Annotated in this window: 29 protein-coding genes; 9 read left to right on the plus strand and 20 right to left on the minus strand. The window is 30.1% G+C overall.

Features of this window, described 5'->3' with window-relative positions:
* Position 1 precedes the first annotated feature (1 nt).
* Positions 2-475 carry a tRNA (cytidine(34)-2'-O)-methyltransferase gene (locus ACTT9L_RS07055; protein ID WP_440928597.1) on the minus strand — a complete coding sequence of 158 codons (474 nt, stop codon included), beginning with the start codon at positions 473-475 and terminating at the stop codon, positions 2-4.
* 92 nt (positions 476-567) lie between these two features.
* On the opposite strand from ACTT9L_RS07055, the gene petA reads away from it, so the two are divergent.
* From petA to ACTT9L_RS07070, 3 genes are read left to right on the plus strand one after another with little or no spacing between them, the layout of a single operon-like run.
* The gene (petA, locus tag ACTT9L_RS07060; protein ID WP_075485341.1) at positions 568-1,077 is read left to right on the plus strand and encodes a ubiquinol-cytochrome c reductase iron-sulfur subunit; all 510 of its coding nucleotides are present in this window, start codon (positions 568-570) and stop codon (positions 1,075-1,077) included.
* Positions 1,078-1,086: 9 nt separating this feature from the next.
* A complete protein-coding gene (locus ACTT9L_RS07065; protein WP_440928598.1) occupies positions 1,087-2,349 on the plus strand; it encodes a cytochrome b in 1,263 nt (420 codons plus the stop codon).
* 37 nt (positions 2,350-2,386) lie between these two features.
* Positions 2,387-3,130 (plus strand): cytochrome c1, encoded by a 744-nt coding sequence (locus tag ACTT9L_RS07070; RefSeq protein WP_440928666.1) that lies wholly within the window; start codon positions 2,387-2,389, stop codon positions 3,128-3,130.
* Here the strand turns inward: ACTT9L_RS07070 and ychF are convergent.
* The 7 genes from ychF to lgt are packed head-to-tail and all read right to left on the minus strand — an operon-like array spanning position 3,107 to position 9,046.
* Positions 3,107-4,180 (minus strand): redox-regulated ATPase YchF, encoded by a 1,074-nt coding sequence (gene ychF, locus ACTT9L_RS07075; RefSeq protein ID WP_440928599.1) that lies wholly within the window; start codon positions 4,178-4,180, stop codon positions 3,107-3,109. The genes ACTT9L_RS07070 and ychF overlap by 24 nt on opposite strands.
* Complete coding sequence (gene pth, locus ACTT9L_RS07080; protein WP_440928600.1) at positions 4,180-4,740, minus strand: aminoacyl-tRNA hydrolase; 561 nt, start codon at positions 4,738-4,740, stop codon at positions 4,180-4,182. The genes ychF and pth overlap by 1 nt, the downstream gene beginning before the upstream one ends.
* Before the next feature lie 41 nt (positions 4,741-4,781).
* Complete coding sequence (locus ACTT9L_RS07085) at positions 4,782-5,495, minus strand: 50S ribosomal protein L25/general stress protein Ctc (protein WP_440928601.1); 714 nt, start codon at positions 5,493-5,495, stop codon at positions 4,782-4,784.
* A 44-nt stretch (positions 5,496-5,539) separates the two neighbouring features.
* Positions 5,540-6,472, minus strand: a complete 933-nt coding sequence (locus ACTT9L_RS07090; RefSeq protein ID WP_440928602.1) for a ribose-phosphate pyrophosphokinase — start codon at positions 6,470-6,472, stop codon at positions 5,540-5,542.
* A 9-nt stretch (positions 6,473-6,481) separates the two neighbouring features.
* Positions 6,482-7,240 carry a peptidoglycan editing factor PgeF gene (gene pgeF, locus ACTT9L_RS07095; protein ID WP_440928603.1) on the minus strand — a complete coding sequence of 253 codons (759 nt, stop codon included), beginning with the start codon at positions 7,238-7,240 and terminating at the stop codon, positions 6,482-6,484.
* Positions 7,237-8,289 (minus strand): SAM-dependent methyltransferase, encoded by a 1,053-nt coding sequence (locus tag ACTT9L_RS07100; protein ID WP_440928604.1) that lies wholly within the window; start codon positions 8,287-8,289, stop codon positions 7,237-7,239. Before ACTT9L_RS07100 ends, pgeF begins: the two co-directional genes overlap by 4 nt.
* On the minus strand, positions 8,276-9,046 hold the full coding sequence (gene lgt, locus ACTT9L_RS07105; RefSeq protein WP_440928605.1) for a prolipoprotein diacylglyceryl transferase: 771 nt from the start codon (positions 9,044-9,046) through the stop codon (positions 8,276-8,278). The genes ACTT9L_RS07100 and lgt overlap by 14 nt, the downstream gene beginning before the upstream one ends.
* A 32-nt stretch (positions 9,047-9,078) precedes the next feature.
* Here lgt and ACTT9L_RS07110 point away from each other — a divergent pair, with 32 nt between their 5' ends.
* The gene (locus tag ACTT9L_RS07110) at positions 9,079-9,330 is read left to right on the plus strand and encodes a hypothetical protein (RefSeq protein ID WP_440928606.1); all 252 of its coding nucleotides are present in this window, start codon (positions 9,079-9,081) and stop codon (positions 9,328-9,330) included.
* Here the strand turns inward: ACTT9L_RS07110 and ACTT9L_RS07115 are convergent.
* The 3 genes from ACTT9L_RS07115 to ACTT9L_RS07125 are packed head-to-tail and all read right to left on the minus strand — an operon-like array spanning position 9,308 to position 11,715.
* A complete protein-coding gene (locus ACTT9L_RS07115) occupies positions 9,308-10,627 on the minus strand; it encodes an ATP-binding protein (protein WP_440928607.1) in 1,320 nt (439 codons plus the stop codon). The genes ACTT9L_RS07110 and ACTT9L_RS07115 overlap by 23 nt on opposite strands.
* Positions 10,608-11,285, minus strand: a complete 678-nt coding sequence (locus tag ACTT9L_RS07120) for a response regulator (RefSeq protein ID WP_440928608.1) — start codon at positions 11,283-11,285, stop codon at positions 10,608-10,610. The genes ACTT9L_RS07115 and ACTT9L_RS07120 overlap by 20 nt, the downstream gene beginning before the upstream one ends.
* Positions 11,278-11,715, minus strand: a complete 438-nt coding sequence (locus ACTT9L_RS07125; RefSeq protein WP_440928609.1) for a MarR family winged helix-turn-helix transcriptional regulator — start codon at positions 11,713-11,715, stop codon at positions 11,278-11,280. Before ACTT9L_RS07125 ends, ACTT9L_RS07120 begins: the two co-directional genes overlap by 8 nt.
* Positions 11,716-11,788: 73 nt before the next feature.
* On the opposite strand from ACTT9L_RS07125, the gene ACTT9L_RS07130 reads away from it, so the two are divergent.
* Positions 11,789-12,670, plus strand: a complete 882-nt coding sequence (locus tag ACTT9L_RS07130) for a branched-chain amino acid aminotransferase (protein WP_440928610.1) — start codon at positions 11,789-11,791, stop codon at positions 12,668-12,670.
* Here ACTT9L_RS07130 and pgsA read toward each other — a convergent pair.
* From pgsA to uvrB, 6 genes are read right to left on the minus strand one after another with little or no spacing between them, the layout of a single operon-like run.
* Positions 12,667-13,251, minus strand: a complete 585-nt coding sequence (gene pgsA, locus ACTT9L_RS07135) for a CDP-diacylglycerol--glycerol-3-phosphate 3-phosphatidyltransferase (RefSeq protein ID WP_075485313.1) — start codon at positions 13,249-13,251, stop codon at positions 12,667-12,669. The genes ACTT9L_RS07130 and pgsA overlap by 4 nt on opposite strands.
* A 2-nt stretch (positions 13,252-13,253) precedes the next feature.
* On the minus strand, positions 13,254-15,089 hold the full coding sequence (gene uvrC, locus ACTT9L_RS07140) for an excinuclease ABC subunit UvrC (protein ID WP_440928611.1): 1,836 nt from the start codon (positions 15,087-15,089) through the stop codon (positions 13,254-13,256).
* Positions 15,076-15,501 carry a dihydroneopterin aldolase gene (locus ACTT9L_RS07145; RefSeq protein WP_440928612.1) on the minus strand — a complete coding sequence of 142 codons (426 nt, stop codon included), beginning with the start codon at positions 15,499-15,501 and terminating at the stop codon, positions 15,076-15,078. The genes uvrC and ACTT9L_RS07145 overlap by 14 nt, the downstream gene beginning before the upstream one ends.
* Positions 15,501-15,647 (minus strand): hypothetical protein, encoded by a 147-nt coding sequence (locus ACTT9L_RS07150; protein WP_440928613.1) that lies wholly within the window; start codon positions 15,645-15,647, stop codon positions 15,501-15,503. The genes ACTT9L_RS07145 and ACTT9L_RS07150 overlap by 1 nt, the downstream gene beginning before the upstream one ends.
* On the minus strand, positions 15,644-16,399 hold the full coding sequence (locus ACTT9L_RS07155) for an SDR family oxidoreductase (RefSeq protein ID WP_440928614.1): 756 nt from the start codon (positions 16,397-16,399) through the stop codon (positions 15,644-15,646). The genes ACTT9L_RS07150 and ACTT9L_RS07155 overlap by 4 nt, the downstream gene beginning before the upstream one ends.
* On the minus strand, positions 16,381-18,555 hold the full coding sequence (gene uvrB / locus ACTT9L_RS07160) for an excinuclease ABC subunit UvrB (protein WP_440928615.1): 2,175 nt from the start codon (positions 18,553-18,555) through the stop codon (positions 16,381-16,383). Before uvrB ends, ACTT9L_RS07155 begins: the two co-directional genes overlap by 19 nt.
* 36 nt (positions 18,556-18,591) lie before the next feature.
* On the opposite strand from uvrB, the gene ACTT9L_RS07165 reads away from it, so the two are divergent.
* Both ACTT9L_RS07165 and ACTT9L_RS07170 read left to right on the plus strand, forming a co-directional pair.
* Entirely contained in the window at positions 18,592-19,791 is a 1,200-nt protein-coding gene (locus tag ACTT9L_RS07165) for a pyridoxal phosphate-dependent aminotransferase (RefSeq protein ID WP_440928616.1), read from the plus strand.
* Positions 19,791-20,447 (plus strand): NAD(P)H-binding protein, encoded by a 657-nt coding sequence (locus ACTT9L_RS07170; RefSeq protein WP_440928617.1) that lies wholly within the window; start codon positions 19,791-19,793, stop codon positions 20,445-20,447. The genes ACTT9L_RS07165 and ACTT9L_RS07170 overlap by 1 nt, the downstream gene beginning before the upstream one ends.
* Here ACTT9L_RS07170 and ACTT9L_RS07175 read toward each other — a convergent pair.
* Genes ACTT9L_RS07175 through trxB form a run of 3 tightly spaced genes read right to left on the minus strand, consistent with a single transcriptional unit; the run spans position 20,439 to position 22,831 of the window.
* Positions 20,439-21,461: an NAD-dependent epimerase/dehydratase family protein gene (locus tag ACTT9L_RS07175; protein WP_440928618.1), complete on the minus strand. Its 1,023-nt coding sequence runs from the start codon at positions 21,459-21,461 to the stop codon at positions 20,439-20,441. The two genes, ACTT9L_RS07170 and ACTT9L_RS07175, sit on opposite strands and share 9 nt — an antisense overlap.
* Before the next feature lie 8 nt (positions 21,462-21,469).
* Positions 21,470-21,883 (minus strand): hypothetical protein, encoded by a 414-nt coding sequence (locus ACTT9L_RS07180; protein WP_440928619.1) that lies wholly within the window; start codon positions 21,881-21,883, stop codon positions 21,470-21,472.
* Between the two features lie 3 nt (positions 21,884-21,886).
* Positions 21,887-22,831 (minus strand): thioredoxin-disulfide reductase, encoded by a 945-nt coding sequence (gene trxB, locus ACTT9L_RS07185; protein ID WP_440928620.1) that lies wholly within the window; start codon positions 22,829-22,831, stop codon positions 21,887-21,889.
* Between the two features lie 21 nt (positions 22,832-22,852).
* Here trxB and ACTT9L_RS07190 point away from each other — a divergent pair, with 21 nt between their 5' ends.
* Both ACTT9L_RS07190 and ACTT9L_RS07195 read left to right on the plus strand, forming a co-directional pair.
* Positions 22,853-23,797 carry a mitochondrial fission ELM1 family protein gene (locus ACTT9L_RS07190; protein WP_440928621.1) on the plus strand — a complete coding sequence of 315 codons (945 nt, stop codon included), beginning with the start codon at positions 22,853-22,855 and terminating at the stop codon, positions 23,795-23,797.
* Positions 23,797-24,459, plus strand: a complete 663-nt coding sequence (locus ACTT9L_RS07195) for a hypothetical protein (protein ID WP_440928622.1) — start codon at positions 23,797-23,799, stop codon at positions 24,457-24,459. Before ACTT9L_RS07190 ends, ACTT9L_RS07195 begins: the two co-directional genes overlap by 1 nt.
* The last annotated feature ends 1 nt before the right edge of the window (position 24,460 follow it).

The raw sequence follows: 24,460 nt of genomic DNA on the forward strand, positions 1-24,460 counted from the left end.
TTTATATTAATTCTATTTGACGCAAACTTTCTGCCAAAACAATGGCAACAGATGATGCAATATTAAGAGATCTTACTTGATTATTCATTGGTATTTTTAAACGATTTTTAATTATTTTATGAACCTTTTCAGGCACTCCAGCACTTTCTCTGCCAAACAATATAGTATCGTCAGGCTTAAATTTAAATTTTGTATAATTTATTGAACCCTTCGTTGTCATCAATATAATTCTCTGTTTTTTTTTTGCTTTAAAAAATTTTTCTGAACTTTGATAAAACGTTATTTGACTATAGTCCATATAGTCCATAACCACTCTTTTAAAGCGTTTGTCTGATAATAGAAAGCCACATGGTTCTATTATTTCTAGTTTAGCACCCAAACAAGCACAAGTTCTAATGATTGCAGCAGTATTCTGCGGTATATCAGGCTCATACAAAGCTATTTTAGGTCTTAAAATTGTTGAATTATGTGTCATTCTTTCAGTAGCAAAATAATTATTTTATATTATATGAATTCGTATATTAACTGTTTTAAATCAAAAAGAGATAATAACAAAAGCTACTAAAAGTGTCTGAAAAAAAAACAAAAAGAAGAGATTTTTTATTTACAGCTACTACAGCGGTAGGAGCTGTTGGAGCCGCTGCAGTGGTGTGGCCAATGATAGATCAAATGAATCCAGATGCTTCTGTCAAAGCATTAGCTAGTACAGAGGTTGATGTAAGTTCATTAACACCTGGAAATACTTTAACTGTTTTGTGGAGAGGGAAACCAGTATTTATTAGAAGAAGAACCCAAGAAGAAATTGATGAGGCAAGATCTGTGAAGATGGAGGATTTAATTCATCCTGAAAAAGATGAAGATAGAGCAAAAAATCCAGAGTGGCTTGTTATGTTAGGTGTATGCACTCACCTTGGATGTGTACCTCTAAATGATAAAGGTGATTATAATGGTTGGTTCTGTCCATGTCATGGATCTCATTATGACACCTCTGGAAGAATAAGAAAAGGACCAGCACCTTGGAATATGGAAGTGCCCAAATACGAATTTGTTAATGCAAACACAATTAAAATTGGATAAAGAAAAAAAATGAGTGATCACGATTACAGACCTAAATCGAAAGTAGGACAATGGTTCAATGATCGATTGCCGTTATTAACTCTTGCAAATCATTTAACAGATTATCCAACTCCTAAAAATTTAAATTATTGGTGGACATTTGGCGGAATTTTAACTTTTTGTTTAATCACTCAAATTGTAACAGGATTAACTCTTGCAATGCATTATATTGCTCATGCTGATATGGCTTTTGAAAGTGTAGAGCACATCATGCGTGATGTTAACTATGGATGGTTAATTAGATATATTCATGCAAACGGCGCTTCAATGTTTTTCTTAGCGGTGTATATTCATATATTTAGATCATTATTTTATGGATCTTATAAATCTCCAAGAGAAATAATATGGATTTTAGGGATAATAATTTATTTATTAATGATGGCTGCAGCATTTATGGGTTATGTGTTGCCATGGGGTCAAATGAGTTTTTGGGGAGCAACGGTTATTACAAATTTATTTAGTGCTATTCCACTGGTAGGAGAGGGAATAGTTACCTGGTTATGGGGTGGTTATTCAGTTGACAACCCTACGTTAACTAGATTTTTTACTTTGCATTATTTAATTCCATTTTTAATTTTAGGATTAGTTGTTTTACATATATGGGCATTACATGTTCCTGGTAACAACAACCCAGTTGGAATAGATATAAAAAAACCATCTAAGGACACTGTGCCTTTCCATCCTTACATTGTAATTAAAGATGGTTTTGCTTTATTAATGTTCATGATTGTGTTTGCTTTCTTTGTATTCTATGCACCAAATATTTTGGGACATGCAGACAATTATATCGAGGCTAACCCAATGGTAACACCTGCACACATTGTTCCTGAATGGTATCTACTTCCTTTTTATGCAATATTAAGATCAGTTCCTGATAAATTGTTGGGAGTTGTGGCTATGTTATCTGCAATATTAATCTTAGCTGTCTTACCTTGGTTAGATACCTCAAAAATAAGATCTGCAGTATTCAGACCTTTATACAGACAATTTTACTGGATATTAGTTGCAGATGTTTTGATACTTGGTTATGTCGGTGCGATGCCAGCTGAAGGACTTTACTTGTTGATAGCAAGAGTTGCTACGGCGTATTACTTTTTACATTTTTTAGTTATTCTTCCTGTTTTAGGATTTAAAGAAAAAACTTTACCAGTGCCTCTAAGTATTACCGAACCTGTTCTCGGTGGTTCACCGAATTTAGCTGCCGCCAGAAATAAAGAAAGTAAATTAGAATAAGGTGAAAAATTTATTTAAATTATTTTCTATAATAATCATCATTATTACCTCAAATACGTATTCTTTTGCTGCAGAAAAAGTGGAATATCTAAAAACTGATTGGAGTTTCAAGGGTCTATTTGGAAAATTTGATAGAGCTTCTCTACAAAGAGGTTATCAAGTTTATACTGAAGTATGTGCTTCTTGTCATTCGATGAAGTATTTAAGTTACAGAAATTTAGCTGAGCCAGGTGGGCCAGAATTTTCTGAAGCTCAAGCCAAAGCTATAGCAGCTTCATTTGAAGTAACTGATGGTCCTAATTCTGATGGGGAAATGTTTACAAGGCCAGGTAAATTATCTGATAAATTTGTAATGCCATATGACAATGTAAAAGCAGCTCAAGCTGCAAATGGTGGTGCATATCCTCCTGACATGTCTGTTTTGGTTAAAGCTAGAGGTGGTGGTGTTGACTATATCTATTCCTTATTACAAGGATATGAAGAAGCTCCTAGCAACGTATCTTTAGATGATGGAGTTTATTACAACAAATATATGTATGGTAAGAAAATTAGAATGGCTGCTCCATTATCAGATGGATTAGTAGAGTATGGTGACGGAACAAATGCAACAGTAGAACAGATGTCAAAGGATGTAACGACTTTTTTAATGTGGTCTGCCGAACCCCATCTAGAAGCTAGACATCAGATGGGCTTTAAAGCGATTGTCTATTTAATTATTCTTACAGTTTTAGTTTACTTTAGTATGAAAAAGATATGGTCACGTGTTGAATCTGAAGTTTAGTACGTCTCCATCTTTCACAATATAATCTTTACCTTCTAATCTCATTTTTCCGTTAGCTTTAGAATTTACCCATCCATCATTATCTACGAAATCATCAAAAGATATAGTTTCAGCTCTAATGAAACCTTTTTCAAAATCTGTATGAATTTCTCCTGCAGCTTTAGGAGCGGTACAATTTTTCTGTATGGTCCAAGCTCTTGTTTCTTCAGGTCCAGAGGTAAAATAAGTATCAAGCTCTAATATTTTATAGCCTTTTTGAATTAACATGCTAAGACCTGTATCCTTTAAACCAATCATATCCATATAATTTTTTTTTTCATCTTCTGCTAATTCATTTATTTGGTTTTCTATGTCTGCAGAAACAATCAGGGTGTTATCTTTTCCAAATTTTTCAATAAAGTTTTTAGTATATTTATTTCCGTCCTGTAGGCTTTGCTCATCCACATTACACACAAAAATCTTTGGCTTTATTGATAAAAGGCCGCTTTGATTAAGTTGTTTTGTTTCAAATTGAGATTTTAATACTGATATATCTTTATCATTATTAATGCAGTCTAATGCGACCTCTAAAATCTTAAGCTGATCTACATCTACATTTTTCTTATTATTTTTTTCAAGTCTTTTTTGAATAGATTCTAGGTCAGCCAACATCATCTCAGTTTCAATGATTTCAAGATCTCTTATAGGATCAACGTCTGGGTTAACATTTTGTATATCGTTTGAGTCAAAGCATCTAATCATATGAATAACGGCATCAACTTCCCTTATGTGTGCCAGAAATTTATTGCCTAATCCTTCACCTTTAGAAGCACCTTTCACAAGACCGGCTATATCTACAAATGAAATAGTTGTATTTATTTTTTTTTTGGATTTTGAAATTTCTGATAATTTGTTCAATCTTTCATCTGGAACGGGTACTACTCCTACATTAGGATCTATCGTGCAAAATGGAAAATTTGCAGCTTGTGCTTTGCTAGAATTTGTCAGAGCATTGAAGAGTGTAGATTTACCTACATTAGGCAAACCAACAATTCCACATTTAAAACTCATTATTTATTATTTATGGTACTAGAAAATAAATCTAATTTTTTGTCGATAAGTATCGAAATAGAATCTGTGATGTTGTTTTTAATTTTTTCCAATACAAGCATTTCATCCTCATCAAAATTTTGAAGAACAAAATCACTAACCTCCATTTTATCTTTTGGTTTACCGATTCCTATTCGCACTCTTGAATAATCTTTACCAATAAATTTATCTATTGATGCAATTCCGTTGTGTCCTGCATTAGATCCACCAAATTTTGCTTTTATCTTTCCAAATTCTACATCTAGATCGTCATGAAAAACGATAACATCCTCAGCATCTAATTTGAAATATTCAATTAATTCTCTGATACAAATTCCAGAATTATTCATGAATGTTAAAGGTTTTATTGCGTAAACTTTTTGGTCTCCTACATTACCAGTTGTGAGAAGTCCTTTGAATTTTGGTTTTTGTTTTGATAGTCCAAATTTTTTATTTATTGCATCTATAATCTTGAAACCAATATTGTGTCTATTGTTTTCACTGTCTGGGGTTGGGTTACCTAATCCGACAAGTAGAAGCATAAAATATTAATATTGGAGGATAAAATTCAATTTTAATTAACTTATTTTTTTTCTTCAGCAGGTTTTTTATCTTCACCTTCTTTTTTGTCACCTTCAGCTGCTGGCTTATCTCCACCTTCAGCTGCTGCCGCTTCTGCTCCTTCAGCACCTTCTCCCTCAGTTGGTTCAGCTTCTGCAGGTTTTTCAGGTTCTTTCATAACAGTCGGAGCTGCTAGAGTTGCAATTACGAAATCTCTTCCTTGAATTGTAGGAGTAACGTCGCTGTCAAGATTTATAGAAGAAATCTTAAAACTCTCTCCAATATCAACTCCATCAAGATCTATTACAAGATTTTCAGGAATTTTTTCGCTTGGGCAATTAAGTTCAACTTTTCTTCTTACAATATTTAAAACTCCACCTCTTTTCAAACCAGGAGATTTTTCATGATTTAAAAATTTTACTGGAACTTCAATTCTAACTTTTATCCCTGCAACTATTCTTAGAAAGTCTACATGAATTGGCTCATCAGAAATAATGTCATATTTTATTTCTCTTGGCAGAACTTTTTGAGTTTTACCATCAACATTTAAAGATATGATGCTCGATAAAAAGTTTTCTTTTTCAATTAAGGACTTGAGTATTTTTTTAGATATTGAAATTTTCTCGTTTTGAGCCTCTCCTCCATAAATTATACCGGGAACATTACCGTTATCCCTCAAAGAATTTAATTCACCCTTAGTTTTGGTATTTCTGATGTTGGCGTCTAATGAATTCATAAAAACAGGGGTTTTAGCTCAAGTTCCTCAATAACTCAAGGTATTTATTTAAATAAATCTGATACTGAGGTTGAATTAGATATTCTTTTAATCGCTTCTCCCATAAGCCCCGAAATTGATAGAACCTCAATGTTTTTAACACCTTTAGTTCTGCTAATGTTATCGATTGTATCAGTTATCACTAAATTTTTTATTACAGATTTTTTAATTTTTTTTACAGCTTCACCGCTGAGTACACCATGAGTTATATAAACATAAACTTCTTTAGCTCCTCTATTTTTAAGAGCTTTTGCTGCATTTACTATTGTTCCACCAGAATCGATTATATCATCTACAATTATGCAAGTTTTACCTTTGACATCTCCAATTACGTTCATTACTTGAGATTGACCTGGTTTTGGTCTTCTTTTATCTACAATTGCTAATCCAACATTTAAGAGTTTACCTAGCGCTCTTGCTCGCTCAGTTCCACCTACATCTGGAGCGACGCAAATAAGGTTTTTACTTTTTATCTTTTTTTTTACATGTCTTGCAAAAATAGGTGTTGCAAACAAGTTGTCTACTGGAATATCAAAGAAACCTTGAATTTGACCTGCGTGTAAATCTACAGTAACAACTCTGTCAGCACCTGCTTTTGTGATTAGGTTCGATACTAATTTTGCAGAAATTGATGTTCTAGGTACAACTTTCCTGTCCTGTCTAGCATATCCAAAATATGGAATTACTGCAGTTATATTTTTTGCAGAAGATCTTTTTAGTGCATCAATACACAACAAAAGCTCCATCAAATTATCGTTAGCAGGCGAAGATACAGATTGAATTATAAAAATACTGTTTCCTCTAATATTCTCATTTATTTCAACATAAATTTCTCCATCAGAAAAATTTCTAATACTAGAGTTAACCAATTTAGATTTTAGATATTTAGCAATATTCTTGCTTAAGGGTTTATTGCTATTTCCGGATAATAATTTCATTAAAAAAGCCTAATTAAGCATAATTATTGAAATATTTCTACCATAATCATCATGATTTAGCCTTAACGCTCTCCTTGCACTAAAAAAATTATTATTAACATCAAATGTATCAATATTTAAAGACTCAATATTTTTTATTTTATTCTTTAAAAGACAAGATTTTACATATTTAGGTAAATCAAAATAAAGTTTTTTGTATTTAATTTTAAAAAATTTATTATTTTTTTTATCCTTTTTTATAAATTTTCTTTTAAAATTTTGTTTGACTTCATAATTTTTAGCTGAGATAGCAGGTCCTATAGCTGCAGTAATATTTTTAGGATTAGATCCTTTTCTGATCATAAATTGAATTACTTTGCTAATTATATCTTTGTATGCACCTTTCCACCCTGCATGAATTGCTGCAACTAATTTTGTTCTTTCATCACATATCAAAATTGGCACACAGTCAGCAGTTAAAACACCAATTGGTATGTTTTTTTGGTTTGTAATTACTGCGTCTGCTTTTGGTTTTGATCTAAATTTATTTTTTTTATTAATATAAACAAACTTATTACTATGTATTTGATGAAGTAAAAAAATACTTTTAGCAGTGCTTTTTATTTTTTTTTTAACTATTTGTAAATTTTTTTTAACATCTGTGGGATTATCTTTAGAACCAGGACCACAGTTTAAACTTTTATAAATTTTTTTTGATTTACCACCAGTTTTATTAAAAAAACCATGTTTAATTATTTTTATTTTTGAAAGTTTTTTTGATTTTATCAATTTTGAAAACCTGTTTTAAAATTGTTTCTTTTATTTTTTACAAGCATGACTTTGAACAATTCACCCATTTGATTTTCATCTATTAAACGTCTTACTCGATAAAATAAATCTACTTTTTTAGAAAATGCTATATTTTTGGTAATTATTTCTGCTCTTTGAAGAATACCCATATTTGTTAAAAATTTTTTTTGATTTGTGAAAATTGAATTAATTTCTTTAAACTGTTTTATAAATTTTTCAAACGAGTGAAAGTTTATATTGTAAGTAATATCAGAGTCTCCAATATTTTCTAAAACGTTAGAATATTTATGATTATTTACTGCCTGAAGAGTTTCATGCATTTTACTATCTGCATAACCATAATCAATAACTAACATTCCTCCATCATTTTTTTGTATTAAGTCACAAATTGTTCTTAAATATTTAAATGTATCTGGCGAGTATTCTATAACGCTCTGATCTTTTGATATTTTGAAATTAAGATGTTGTTCAATTGTTTCTATATCAATTTTTTCTTCTTTAAATTCAGCTTTGTTTGGATCACTCAAATTCACAAATCTTTCAAACCAACTATCTTTTTTTTTAAAAAATTGTTTGATTGGTATAGCATCAAAGAATTCATTAGCTAAAAAAATTGTTGGGTTTGAGTTTATTTTTTCGATGTTTTTTAACCACGAAAATTTTTTAGAATTTAAATTTTTTTTTTGTTCATTTAATAAAAAATCACTTTTTTCATGAATTACAAATCTGCAGGCATGGTAACACTCGGGAAAATTTATAAGTGTTTCATCTATTACTTTCATCATTTCACCATTTCCAGCTCCCAGTTCAAGCAAATTAAATTTTTTTGGAGAGCCAATGCTTTTCCAAAAAGTAATCGTCCAAATTGCAATAATCTCTGAAAATAATCTTGTGACATTGGGAGCAGTAATAAAGTCTCCATCTTCACCAAAAGGATTCTTTTTCATATAAAAACCTCTATCCTTATCGTAAAGAGCAAAATTTATAAATTGATCTAATGGTAAATTATTTCTTTTAGCGAGTTTCATATTTTAAATAAAATAAGATTACCCCTGATATTATAAATATTAAACTTACTACTTGCCCCATCGTTAAATTAAAAAGTATATAACCAAGTTGTTCATCTGGTACTCTATAAAATTCAATTATAAATCTGAAGATTGAGTACATTATTAAAAATAATCCTGAAATCACACCAGGTTTGTTTGAAAATTTATTTCTAAAATAAATTAATAATAAAAATAAAAATAAACCTTCTAATAGTGCTTCATACAATTGCGAGGGATGCCTAGGAATATTATCTATCTTAATAAATGTTACTGCCCAGGGTACATTAGTTATAGTTCCATATAACTCTGAATTTATAAAGTTTGCTATTCGTCCAAAAAATAACCCGACTGGAGCTACTAAAGCGACAATATCCATATATAAAAAGGGATTTTGATTGTTTTTTTTTGCAAAAAATATAGATGCCAAAATAACTCCAATTAAACCACCATGGAAGGACATTCCTCCTTGCCAAATTTTAAATATATCTAATGGATTATTAATATAAAAACTTAAATTATAAATAAAAATATAGCCAAGTCTTCCTCCTAAAATTATACCTATAATTAAATAAGTTAAATAATCATCAAATTTATTTTTAACTTCTATTTCTTGAATAAATAATTTTTTAGCTAGCATCCAGCCCAATATAATTCCAAATATATAAGCTAAAGAATACCACCTGATTTCTAAAGAAAAAATTTCTAAGGCTACTGGGTCAAAATTATTAATGAACATTTTTAATAATACTTATAATGTATATCTTAATTATGAAAAATTCTAAATTTATAATTGATAAGTTTGCTAAATTAATAGAGCAGGGACTAGTATCCTCAAAAGACTTAACTACTGAATTACTTAATATCTTAAAGTCAAAAAGAGATGAGTTTGTTTTTAAAATGAAACTTACAAGTAAGGATGAGTTTGAAGTACTCTCAAAACGTGTTGAAAATCTTGAAAATAAAATAAACAAACTTGAGAAAAAAAAAAATAAAAAAGTTAAACAGGTAAGAAAATCTTAACTCTCAAACCATCCATCTTTGATTTTTCTAACATTATATTTCCTCCATGAGATTTGATAATGTCTGATGAAATTGATAAGCCAAGACCAACACTTGATTTAGAGTCTGCTCTACCCTTATTTATTTTATAGAAAGGTTTAAATACATTTTCATACTCATTTTTTGGTATTCCAGGACCATCATCATCAATAATTATGAATAAGTTTATATTTTTTTTGCTTAAGCTTATTTCAACTTTATTTGCATATTTCAGTGAATTATCGATTAAATTATTTAGACATCTGTTGATTAAATTTTTCCTACCATTAAAGTAAATTCTTGGTGTTAAGTTTTGTGAAATATTTTCATTATTATATTTTTCAATAACTTCTGAGATTAATTCAGAAAGATTAAACATTTCATCTTTTTCAACATATGATGAGCTGGTGAATTGCAAATATTCATTTAACATTTTCTCCATTTCATTGATGTCATCAGTCAATTTATTTACAGTTTCTTTATCTTTGATAAAAGCTAATTGTAGTTTCATTCTTGTTAAAGGTGTCCTTAAATCATGACTTATTCCAGATAACATTTCTGTTCTTTGATTTATGTGTCTTTCAATTCTCTTTCTCATTTTATCAAATTCATGTCCTGCTTGTCTTATCTCAAGGGCTCCAGAAGGTTTGAATTCTTCAATTTTTTCTCCTTTACCAAACCTTTCAGCCGCACGAGCTAGATTTGTGATGGGTCTAGTTTGATTCTTCAAAAATATTAAAGAAATTATAACCATTATAATTGCAGGTACTGTGATCCAAAGTGCAAATATTCTTGCTGAAGAACTTGCAACTCTATCTTTAGGTACTAAAAATTTAAAATAACCATCTTCATATTTAATTCTTAAATCAATTAATTCTTTATAATTTGTTGTATCAAACCAGTATTCATTTAATCCAAATTTAGATTTTAACTCCCTTCTTAAAGTTCTATCTATAGGACTAAACCATCTTTCATTATCCATATTTTGTAATTTTTCGTTATTGGTGAATTCAATATTTAAATCTAAAAATATAGAAAAAAGATCTAGCAACTCTTGTTTGTTTTCTTGTTCACTTTCATAAGCTTCAACAAATGTACTAATTTCATTTACTAAAGTTCTCGTCATACCCTTGTTTGTTTTGATCCAAAGGCTATCAAAAAAAACAATTGTAATTACTAGTTGTAGAACCAAAACTGGAATAGCAACAATAAGAAGCGCTCTATAAAATAATCTTTTTGGTAATATTTTTTTTAAGTAATTACTCAATCCAGAGAACATATCCTGCACCTCTTATTGTCTGTAAAAATTTTGGATTTTTTGGATCAATTTCAATCTTTTTTCTAAGCCGAGTAATAATAACATCTATTGATCTTTCTTTATTTAGATTAATTAATTGACCAATATCTTCCCTAGAAAATGTTTTACCCGGTTTATTAATCATTTTTTCTAAAATTGTCTTTTCAGTTGCATTAATCTTGAATTCTTTATTGCTTTTAAATATTAAAAGTTTGTTCAAATCAATTTTCACATTTTCAAATTCTATGACCCTTTTTTGATCTGTTTTTATAGTTTTATTTAATATGTTTTGTATTCTTAAAATTAATTCTTTTGGTTCAAATGGTTTTGGTAAATAATCATCAGCACCAATCTCTAACCCTTCGACCCTTTCATTTGTTTCACCTTTAGCTGTCAGAAGTATAACTGGTGTATCTAATTTTTTTTTATTTTCTTTTAAAAATTCAAGCCCACTTTTACCTGGCATCATGATATCTAAAACTATCAAATCAAACTTGATTATTTTTATCCTCTCTAATGCATTTTCTGCATTTTCTGCAGTTGTGACTAAGAATTTATTTTCATTTAAATACTTTTTTACAAGAGATCTTATCCCATCATCATCATCAACCACTAGTATATGTGCGATAAACTTATCCATTAATTATTTTACTTATTACATTATCAAAATTTATGACTTCTTCAGAACTTGAATTAAGCAAAGCATTATAAATTCTCTTTTTTTGTAAATTGAAAATTTCGTTAAAAATTTTTTTACCTTTTTCATTAAGAAAAACATGCTTTACTCTTGTGTCTTGATCATCTTTTTTAAAAATAATGATTTCAAGTTTAATTAAATCTTTAAGAACCCGATTTAAGCTTTGTTTTGTGACTTTTAATCTCTTAAGCAGCTCAGAAATTGAGATCCCCTCATACATTGACAATAAATGAATAACTTTATGGTGAGCTAAGCCAATTGAATATCTGTCTAATATTTTTTTAGAGTCAGAAAAGGTTTCTCTGTAGCTAACGAATAGTTTTTCAATTAGGTCTTTAAGCTGGTCATCTTTTAAATATAAAAGTTCTTTCATAATAGGTAAGTTATATTGACATATTAAAGATACAAAGATATTTTTCAGTTATAAATTAAAAAAATTTTCACACATGATACCTTACGACAAAAGATCTGGAAAAATATGGTACAACAATGAATTAGTTGATTGGGCTGATGTTAAACTGCATGTTTTAAGCCATGGTATGCATTATGCTAGTTGTGTATTTGAAGGTGAAAGAGTTTATGATGGTTCAATTTTCAAATTAGAAGAGCACACAGCTAGATTTTTTCATTCTGCAAGAAGAATGGGTTTTGAAATTCCATATACAGAAGAAGAAATCAATAATGCATCAAATAAAATTATAGCAACTCAAAAAGTAGAAAATGGTTATGTAAGACCTGTTGCTTGGAGAGGTAGTGAGATGATGGCTATTTCTGCACAACAAACAAAAATACATGTTGCTATTGCAACATGGGAATGGGGATCATATTTTGATCCAAAACTTAAAGTAGAAGGAATTAGATTAAATATTTCAAATTGGAGAAGACCAGCGCCTAATACAATCCCATGGGATACGAAAGCATCAGGTCTTTACATGATTTGTACTCTCTCAAAACATGAGGCAGAAAAGCAAGGATACACAGACTCTTTAATGCTTGATCATGAAGGGAATATTGCTGAAGCAACTGGAGCAAATATTTTTTTCAAAGATAAAAACGGGGAGATCCACACTCCAATACCAGACTCTTTTTTAGATGGTATTACAAGAAGAACTGTAATTGGAATTGCGAAATCAAAAAATATAAAAGTACATGAAAGAAAAATAAGCCCAAGTGAATTACCGAATTTTGTTGGATGTTTTTTAACTGGAACAGCAGCAGAGGTAACACCAGTATCTTGTATTGCTGAAAATCAATTTAAAGTTTGTGATACTATTATTGATTTGAATGAAAGTTATCAGGTGTTAGTTAGGAAGAAAAAAGCGGCCTAGTCTTTACTATCCTCAGACATAGCGTGATCAATACCTTTTCTCATATAATCATAAGCAGTAAAAAGTGTTAAAGCAGCGGATAACCACAAAAGAATTATACCTATAGTTTGAGCGTTATAATCTTGGAAATTAATTATTTTATTTCCTGTATCTCCAGACAATAAAAGAGCAATTGATACCATTTGCAATACTGTTTTAAGTTTAGCAAGGTTTGAAACAGGAAGTTTTATTTTTCCCTTTGCTAAAAATTCTCTTAAACCTGAAATTAAAATTTCTCTTGTAAGAATTATTATTGCTGCTATTACCTCATAATTTCTGATTGTTCCATCCATAACCAGAAGTATTAATGCTGTAGCAACAATGATTTTATCAGCTATTGGATCTAACAATTCACCCAGTTTCGACTCTACCCCAAACATTCTAGCCAACATACCGTCCAAAAAATCTGTAAATGATGCAACAATAAACAATATTAAAGCAGTAAGATCACCATAAAATCCTGGAAGATAAAAAGCTAAAACAAAAAAGGGAACAATTATTATTCGCCCTATCGTTAATATGTTTGGAATTTTTTTTAACATACTTATTCGTGAAAAAAGTTATATATCTTTTTTGCAACTTTTTCTTCAACACCTTCTACAGATTTAATTTCATCTAAGCTGGCAGACTCAACTGATCTTGCAGATCCAAAATGATTTAATAAAGCCCTTTTTCTTATAGCCCCTATACCTTCTATTTGGTCTAATAAAGATTTGCTAATACCCTTTTTCCTCTTTGCTCTATGAACGCTTATGGCAAATCTATGTGATTCATCTCTTATTCTTTGAAGAAAAAATAGGGTAGGGTCGTTTCTCATAAATTTATATTCTTTGCCATTGTGAAAAAAAGTTTCATTTCCACTATTTCTAAATTTACCTTTTGCTATTGCAATAATTGGAATGTCGTGAAGCCCTAGTTCGTTAAGGCTTTCTCTAGCAACAGAATATTGACCTTTTCCTCCATCTACTACAACTAAATCTGGAAAAGTAAGGTAGCTGTCTTTTTCTTGAACTGCTCTTTTAAACCTTCTATTCAACACTTCTCTCATCATTCCATAGTCATCTTGCTCATTTTTTTTGTGTTTAATATTAAATTTTCTATATCTTTTTTTAATAAATCCTTCATCACCGTATGCTATTAAAGCTCCAACACTATTCGTACCTTGTATATGACTATTATCGTAAACCTCAATTAAATTTATATTGTTTTCCAAATTAAATTTTTGAGCTACTGCATCGAACAATTCTTTATTATTCTGACTTTCATAAAGTTTTCTATTAAGACTATCTTTAGCATTTTTTATTGCTTGATTAATAACCTTTAGTTTTGATCCTTTTTTTGCTACTGAAATATTTATCTGTTTACCTTCTTTTTGTGTCAAAGTTTTTTCAATTAGTACTTTTTCTTTTATTTCTTCTGAAAGAATAATTGATGAAGGAACACTTTTATTTTCATAAAATTGAGAGACAAATGAATTTAGGATTTCACTAAATTTTTCATCTGGATCATGTTTTGGAAAAAAAGCTTGATTACCCCAATTTTGTTTTGATCTATAAAAAAATACTTGAATACAAGTTTTTCCAGATTCTTTATACCCAGCAATAACATCTGCCTCAACTAAATTTGCTTCATTAATTCTCTGTGAAGATTGAATTATGTTTAACGCTTTAATTCTATCTCTTAATATTACAGCTTTTTCAAAATCAAGATCATCACTTGCTTTTTCCATCTGATTAGAAAGATTTTTTTGAATTTTCCTAGATTTACCTGAAACAAATTCAATAGCGTCGTTTACTGTTTGATTATAATCCTCTTTTTTTACGTAACCAACACATGGTCCAGAACATCTTTTTATTTGATACAAAATACATGGTCTTTCTCTATTTTTAAAAACGGTGTCATCACAAACTCTTAAATGAAAAATCTTTTGGATCATTTTGATTGTCCAATTAGCAGAACCAGCAGAAGCAAAAGGTCCAAAGTAAAAACCTTCTTTTGTTTTTTTACCCCTATGTCTTTTTATTTGGGGCCACTTATCTTTGTTGCCTATAAATATAAATGGAAATGATTTATCATCACGAAGCAAGATATTGAATTTTGGTTTATACTTTTTAATTAAATTCGCTTCTAAAAGTAGTGCTTCACTTTCATTAGATGTTGTTGTTATCTCTAGCTTCCTAGTTTGAGATAACATTCGTTCAGTTCTAATTATATGATTTTTTTCAGCAACGTAACTCTTTAATCTGTTTGGTAGATTTTTAGCCTTACCTACATAAAGAATTTCATTTTTCTCATTAAGCATCCTGTAAACTCCAGGAAGTTTAGGCACTAAAGGCAATTCTTTTTTAATTACGTCTTTTCCTAATTCAGAACTTATCATTGCTTCTCTTTTTGGTAATTTGAATACCAACAGATGAACACTGTTTTAAGATTTCTAATTTTTCAATTTTTAACATTATTTTAGCAATTCTTTTGTCTTTAAATAATTCATCAAAAACAGCTTCTGCCAAGGTTTCTAAAAAGTTATAATGTTTCTTTTTTACAAGTTTAGTAATTAATTTCACAATTGTTCCATAATTTACAATAGATTTTATATCTTTATCGCTAGAAGGGTTTTTATCCTCATAGTCTATTTCAAGACTAAATTTTACTTTTTGTGATTTTTCTTTTTCAGAGTCGTAATAACCAAGTTTTAAATCTAAAATTAACTCATTAATTATTATTTTTTTCTCATAATTAAATAAAGTTTTATTTTTATCTATTTTAACAATTTTTAAATTATTTTTTTTCATTATTTAGTTCCAAAAATAGTAAGATTCCAACATACATTCCCATCCTCAATACGAACATAGCAACCAAAAAATGACATTATTTTAAATGCAAAAAAACCACCAATTAAAATTATTGCTGCCGCAAGAAAAGGATTAATTTTTTTCATTCTTTCCCTCTCATTATATCTGGTGTTTGCCAGTTTAAATTCTGTCCACTATCTATTGCTAAAACTTGTCCTGTAATAGATATATTTTTTATAAAAAAGTCAACAGCATTACATATTTGTTCTACATCAACTTGTCTTTTTAAAGGGGTTGCTAAGAATTGTTTTCTAAAATGTTTTTCAGATTGTCTTTGATTTTTAATAGTTGGACCAGGTGCTATACCGTTTACTCTAATCTTTGGAGCCAAACTCATAGCACTAGTTTTAGTTAAAGTATAAAGTCCAGTTTTACTAATTGTGTAAGAAAAAAAATAGGGAGTCAGTTTAAATACTCTTTGATCAATAATATTAATTATATTGTTATTTTTTCCTTTAACATTTTTTGCAAATTCTTTAGACAATAATGCAGGTGTTCTTAAATTTGTTCTTAAATGTTGCCCCCAACTATCTGTTGTAAAGTTTTCTAATTTATCATTTTCAAATAAAGAAGCGTTATTAATTAGACAATCAAAATATTTAAGTTTTGATTTTGCATATTTTACAATTTTATTTACATCATTTTCTTTACTCAAATCACCTTTAACCAAGTAAACTTTAGTACCACCATTTGACAGTTCTTTTTTTAACTTCTTAGCTTTTAATTTTGACTTATTAAAATGAATGAGAATTTCTTTATTAGGGCCAGATAATTTTTTTGCTATAGCAGCACCAATTCTTGTTGCTCCGCCTGTAATAATTATTTTCCGTGCTTCCATTTCTTATCTTTTTTTTTTGTGACTTTAGTACCTGGCATACCCATAGTTGATCTGCCTTTTGGATAAAGCTTATTCTTTACATCATACTGTCTTATTTTTGGATTTAATGTAATTTCTAACTCAGTGCTTTCCAACTTTCTTATTTCATCTCGTATTTTAGCTGCTTCCTCAAATTCTAAATTTGACGCTGCGTCTTTCATTTTTTTATCCAAACCTTTAAGATGTTTTTTAAGATTGCCACCAATATTTGAACCTTCACTTATTTTGACATAGTCCTTTTCATAAACACTCTCTAAAATATCGCTAATTTCTTTTTTTACCGACTTTGCATCTATTTTGTGTTTCTTGTTGTAAGCTAATTGAATTTTTCTTCTTCTTTCAGTTTCTGCAATTGCTTTTTTTATACTTTTTGTCTCTTTGTCGGCATACAAAATGACTTTACCATCAACGTTTCGTGCTGCTCTTCCTATTGTTTGAATTAAAGATGTTTCAGATCTTAGAAAACCTTCTTTATCAGCATCTAAAATCCCAACTAACGCGCATTCAGGAATATCTAATCCTTCCCTTAACAAGTTAATTCCAACCAAAACATCAAATACACCCATTCTTAAATCTCTCATTATTTCAATTCTTTCTAATGTATCGATATCTGAGTGCAGGTATCTTACTTTTATACCATTCTCATGAAGGTATTCTGTTAAATCTTCGGCCATTTTTTTAGTTAGTGTTGTTACTAATACTCTATGATTATTTTCAATTACTCTCTTACATTCATGCATTAAATCATCAACTTGATTTTTTGCAGGTCTTATTTCTACAGGAGGATCAATTAATCCTGTTGGTCTAATTACTTGATCTATAAAATTACCTTTTGTTTGTTCCAATTCCCATGGACCTGGAGTTGCTGAAACGAAAACAGTTTGAGTTCTCATTAAATCCCATTCTTCAAATTTTAATGGTCTATTATCCATACAAGAAGGAAGTCTAAATCCATATTCTGCTAAAGTACTTTTTCTTGATCTGTCTCCTTTGTACATTCCATTTAGCTGAGGGACTGTAACGTGACACTCATCAACAAATATTAAAGTATTATCAGGAAAATATTCAAATAAAGTAGGAGGGGGCTCACCTGGTTTTCTTCCTGACAAAAATCTTGAGTAATTTTCAATTCCAGCACATGAACCTGTTGCTTCAATCATTTCGAGATCAAATTTCGTTCTTTCTTCTAATCTTTGCGCTTCTAATAATTTATTTTCAGCACGGTGTTTTTTCAAAGTAACCTCTAATTCTCTTTTTATATTTATTACTGCTTGTTCAATTGTTGGTTTTGGAGTGATATAGTGACTATTGGCATAAACTTTTACTAAACTTAATTCTCTTACTTTATCACCAGTTAGGGGGTCAAACTCTTCTATCTGTTCAAGTTTATCTCCAAATAAACACAATCTCCAAGCTCTGTCCTCTAGGTGTGATGGAAAAATTTCTAAGTATTCTCCCCTTGCTCTAAATGTTCCTCTATAAAAATTTTGATCGTTACGTTTGTATTGAAGAGCAACCAAAGACTTAATTATTTCTTCTCTGTTATAATCATAATTTTTCTGGAGCGTTAAAGTCATTTTGCTATATGCTTCGACAGACCCAAGACCATAAATACAAGAAACGCTTGCAACAATTAATACATCATCTCTTTCTAAAAGAGATCTGGTTGCTGAGTGCCTCATTCTATCAATTTGTTCATTAATAGAGGCTTCTTTCTCGATATATGTATCTGATCTTGGTACATAAGCCTCAGGAGTATAATAGTCATAGTATGAAACAAAATATTCAACAGCATTGTCTGGAAAAAAGGTTTTCATTTCCCCATAAAGTTGAGCAGCAAGAGTTTTGTTTGGAGCTAAAATCAAGGCAGGTCTATTGGTAGCTTCAATAACTTTAGCCATGGTAAAAGTTTTTCCAGATCCTGTTACACCAAGTAAAACTTGGTTAAATTGATCTTTGTTTGCACCATTTACCAATTTTTTTATTGCCTCAGGCTGATCACCAGCAGGTTTAAAATCAGATTTAATTTTGAATTTTTTTCCACCTTCCAGTTTTCCACCTATTTTAGGATTTTTACTCTGAATATCTGTAATTAAATCTTGATAAGTATTTTCCATATATTAAACAACGTAGTAGAATTTATTTATATTTCAATGAGCATAATATCAGACAGTTTAAAGAAGATTAAACCATCACCCACTATTGCTGTTACTCAAAAAGCAAGAGAATTAAAAGCTGCTGGAAAAGATGTTATTGGACTTGGTGCAGGGGAACCAGATTTTGATACTCCAGATAATATTAAAGAAGCTGCAATCAAAGCCATCAATGAAGGTGACACCAAATACACAGCAGTTGATGGAACACCCGCATTAAAAAAAGCAATTGTAGAAAAATTTAAAAAAGAAAATAATTTGGATTATACCACTGATCAAATTACTGTTGGAGCAGGAGGAAAGCACGTTATTTATAATGCCATGATGGCAACACTTAACGATGGAGACGAGGTAATAATTCCAGCTCCTTATTGGGTGTCTTATCCTGATATAGTTTTATTGGCTGGTGGAAAACCAGTTATAATGGAATGTGGCGAAAAACAAGGCTTTAAAATAAATCCTTCAGATTTAGAAAAATTTATCACTCCAAAAACGAAATGGATTATTTTAAATTCACCATCTAATCCAACCGGAGCCTGTTATTCTGAAAAAGATATAAAAGCAATTGCTGCTGTTTTAGAAAAATATAATCACATTTATATTTTAAGTGATGATATTTATGAACACGTGATCTACGAAGGGTTTAAATTTTTTACTATTGCGCAAATAGAAAGTTTAAAAGACAGGGTTCTTACAATGAATGGTGTAAGTAAAGCTTACTCAATGACAGGATGGAGGATAGGGTATGCAGCTGGTCCAAAAAATATTGTTAAAGCTATCGCGAAAATTCAATCACAATCAACAACTAATCCTTCGTCAATTAGTCAAGCAGCATCAGTGGAAGCACTAAGTGGGACACAAGATTTTATTAAAAAAAGAGCTGACTCTTTTCAAGAAAGACGAGACTTTGTAGTAAAAGCACTAAATGATATTGATGGCATCAACTGTTTAAATCCTGACGGAGCATTTTACGTTTTTCCCAGTTGTAAAGAATTAATGGGAAAAAAAGATCCTAGTGGAAAAGAAATTAAATCAGACACTGATTTTGTTCAATCTCTTTTAGAGAATAGTGGTATTGCTGTTGTTCAAGGTTCTGCATTTGGTTTAGAAGGATTTTTTAGAATTTCATATGCAACTTCAATGGAAAATCTAAAAAAAGCTTTAGAAAAAATTTCCTCTTTTTGTAAAAGTTTAAATTAATGAAAACAGCCATAGTATTTGGTTCCACTGGATTAATTGGCGGCCATTTAATTAATCAATTAATTCAAGATAATTATTACACTAAAATTAAGATTTTCGTTCGCTCTCAAACTTCAATTAATAATGAAAAAGTTGAGGTTATAATTATTGATTTTAATAATTTAGCAAATCATAAAACTGAAATTACAGGGGATGATTGTTTTTTTTGTATTGGTACCACAAAGCAAAATTCTCCTGATAAAAATGATTACCAAAAAGTAGAGTTAGATATTCCAAAGGAAATTGCACAAATTGCAAAAGCTAATTCAGTTAAGTCATTTATTTTTATTTCTTCAATATATGCTAATCCGAATAGTTCTGGGAATTATGTGAAATTTAAAGGTTTAGTTGAAGAAGAATTAAAAAGATTAAATTTCTCTAAATTAGGAATATTAAGACCTTCTTTTTTAATGGGGAAAAGAAAAGAGAACAGAGTAGGTGAAAAAATAGGTATTTTTGCTTTTAGCGCATTGTCGCCTTTGTTATTTGGGCCATTTAAAAAAATGAGACCAATCAGTTCAGAAAATGTTGCAAAAGCAATGATAAAAATTGCTAATAGCAATTTAGAAAAAACTGTTTTTGAATCTAATGAAATAGTTGAATTAACTTCAAGCTAAATTAAGTCTTATTAACGATTTTGCTGCATCAACAACTGCAATTTCAGATGCTGTAAACTTTATTTGAAGAATCTCTTCTGCATATGTTTGGTCCGTTTGCATTTTAAGACCTAAATCAGGAACCATAGTTTTTGCACTTGAGTCTATATAACTTATAAGTTTCACCATAAAATTTGGCAATTCTCTTTTAGGAAGTTTTTTTGCATGACTTGGAATATTTTTGGCCATTATTTTTGATAATTCAAGGATACTTCTTACTTCTGATCCAACAATCAATCTCCTGCCTCTAGCTTTTTTATTACTTAAAGATAGAACATGCGCTTTTGCAACATCTTTTACGTGAGATATCATTACTGAAAATTTTGGAGCAGCTGGATATTTTCCTTGAAGCAATTGTTTTGCGTATTCCATAGAAGTACTTGTTTTCTCATTTAAAAAATCTCCCAAAACAAAACCAGGATTGATACACGTTAGACTATTTCTAAGACCTTTACTTTTCATAAGGTCCCAGGCAGCCTTTTCAGCTCTAGTTTTAGATACAAAATAATCTGTAGTTTTATCCCACTCTAGATCAGTCCAATCATTTTCACCAAATGTATAGGGGTTGGATCTATTTGGTTTTCGATACATGCATACTATAGAGGAAGTTTTTACGAAATGTTCAACTTCCGCATTAATTCCAGCGTTTAATACTCTTAAAGTTCCATCTTTTGCTGCTGGGGTGAGTGACTCCCTATCATTTGAAACTTTTAAAGGAAAAGGAGAAGCTACATGGATGATATATTTGCATCCTTCTGCAGCTTCATTCCAGCCTTCATCCTTTAATAAATCTAACTTTATAAAGGATAATTTTTCAGTTGAAACATTATTTTCCTCTAACGTTTTTTTTGTTTGATCAATTGAACTCGAATTCCTAACAGTCCCTAAAACTTCGTAACCTGAATTTAGTAATTCAATAGCAACATGTTTTGCAACAAACCCGCTAATACCAGTGAGTAATACTTTTTCTGACACTTTATTTTTTAAAATTTAAAATATTCTTTTGTATCTTTTTGAAATAATAGGAAAATACAAGAAATCTGTAATAAAGTATTTAAAATTAAAATAGATCTTACTGCCAATTCATTAAATCCTATTTCTGGTATAGGTCCATAAGGAGCAGCAAAACTTACATTTATTGCACCAATTAAATCTAACAAACCAATTACATTCCAAGATAGCAAAAGACCCCATAATATAGAACTTGGTTTTTTTATAATGTAGTAAACTAAAAATAAAGCAGTTGTCCCAATAAAAAAGTCACCCACAAAAGGAACTATCCATTCAGATGGTGCCGAACGTTCATTACCAGAAAAGATCCAAAACAAAAATAAACCAGATCCAACTGCTCTAAACGACATCCATCCAGTCACAAAAATGATCCAATTTATTTTCATTTTTTAGTGTGATAAAAACTTTTCAGCTTCAAGAGCAGCCATACATCCCATACCTGCAGCGGTTACAGCCTGTCTAAATGTTTTGTCTTTTACATCTCCAGCAGCATAAACTCCAGGAACATTTGTTTCAGTCGAGTCAGATTTTGTAATTAGGTATCCTTCTTTATCCATTTCCAATTGATCTTTAAATAGCTGCGTTGCCGGATCGTGACCAATCGCAATAAATACTCCATCAAGTTTTATTTCCTCTACATTATTTGTTTTAACATTTTTAATTTTTATTCCTTTTACATTTTTGGGATCTTTGTCACCGATTACATCCTCAACAACAGAGTCCCAAATTATTTCTATTTTTTTATTATCCATTAATTTTTTCTGAAGCATTTTTTCAGCTCTCAAACTATCTCGTCTGTGAATCAATTTAACTTTTGATGCAAATTTTGTTAGAAACATTGCCTCTTCAACAGCAGCATTTCCACCACCGACTACCGCAACCTCTTTATCCTTGAAAAAGAAACCATCACATGTTGCACAAGCTGAAACTCCAAAGCCTCTAAATTCTTGTTCTGATTTTATGTTTAACCATCTTGCTTGAGCACCTGTTGAAATAATTATGCTATCAGCACTATATTTTTGTCCACTGTCTCCGATTGCTTCAAATGGTTGTGATTTCAAATTCACAGATGCAATATGATCCTCAATCATTTCAGTTCCGACTGCTTTAGCTTGTTCTTTCATTTGATCCATTAACCAAGGACCCTGTATAACCTCTGCAAATCCTGGAAAGTTTTCAACATCAGTCGTTGTTGTTAATTGACCACCTGGCTCAGACCCATGAACTAGAATTGGATTTAACATAGCTCGAGCCGCATAAACTGCAGCTGTGTATCCGGCAGGACCAGATCCAATTATTAACACTTTTGTGTGTTTAGTTGGATTTTGACTCATATGAAAGCTATATAGTGATTAATGACTAAATTAAAAGGTATTTTATTAACTCAAGGCATGCATGGAATGATAAGTCAAGTTGAGGGATTGGCCAAAGCTCTGGAAATTGAATTCACACACCATAAGGTTGAACTAAATAATTTTTGGAATTTATTACCACCAAAATTTACTCCAGTTTCACAAAATGTTTATAAAAAAATAGATCATTTGGATTTTGATATAATTATATCTTGTGGAAGAAAGAGCGTAATTCCGTCAATTCATTTAAAAAGTATTTCAAATAAAAAGGTGTTTAACATCCATATCCAAGATCCAAAAGTAGATTTAAATCATTTTGATTTCGTAATAGCTCCTGAACACGATGGAATAAAAGGTTCAAATGTAATTTCCACCAAAGGGGCCATACATTATCTTACAACAAACGAAATCGAGGACAACAAGCATTATTTAAAATCATTTATAAAAAAAGATGATAGAAAAATTTGGTCTTTAATTTTGGGTGGGCCTAACAAGTATTATGATTATTCAACAAAAAATATGAAACATATTTTTTCAATTTTCTATAAATTGCTAAAGAAACATAACTTTCAACTTGTTGTAATTCCTTCAATGAGAACACCATTGAATACGATCCATTATGCTAAAGAATTTTTTGGAGAAAATCACACTATTATAATGGATGTTGATAAAAAAGCTTATTTATCAGCACTTGGTTTGTCTGAAAATATTGTAGTTACCTGTGACTCTAGCTCAATGATATCAGAAGCAGCTTTGACTGGTAAACCTATTTATGTAGCAAATATTCTACCGAAAAAAAATGATAAGAGATTCCAAAACTTTAGAAATTTATTCAGAGAATTAAATATAACAAGAAATTTGGGAGAAGAAATCGAAAATTGGAACTATGAAAAACTTGACGAAACTAATAGAGTTGCAAAAATACTAAAAAGTAAAATTCAAAGTTAATGTCATTTTTAAATTCAATTAAAAATAATTCGAAACAATACAATTTCCCTTTTGATCATTGGGAATATAGCAATGCTTTATCAGAGGAAGCAATTGATGAAATAGTGAAAGCAGATATTCCTGATGTGAGTAAACACAATCTATATTACGATGGTACTAGAGCGATAGATGGTGGAGCTGCAGAATTTAGGGAAGGAATAGCCTCTGGAGGACAAGCAATAAAATTTAGATGTTTTATAAAAAAAGAAAATTCCACTCAATTTCCAAATTTAGTAAAATTTATAAACGAGCTTCAATCTAAAGAAACTTATGAAACAATATCTAAAATGATAAATAAGGATTTATCAAATTCTTATGTAAGAGTTGAAGTTATATGTGATCGAGAAGGTTTTTGGCTTAAACCTCATTGCGATATAAAAGAAAAACTTATGTCAGGGTTGATATTTGTTAATAAAACAAATGAGTCTGAGGACTTAGGAACAGATTTTTATAATGAAAAATTAGAGAAGGTTAAGACACTTCCTTATAAACATAATTACGGTTATCTTTTTACCAGTGGACCTAACACTTGGCATGGTATGGAAAAGAAAAAAATTGTTAAGGAAAGACGGTGTATTCAAGTAAATTATGTTACTTTTGAAACTGATTGGAGAGTTGAATAGT

Source organism: Candidatus Pelagibacter sp. (genome assembly GCF_052049675.1).
Lineage (GTDB): Bacteria > Pseudomonadota > Alphaproteobacteria > Pelagibacterales > Pelagibacteraceae > Pelagibacter.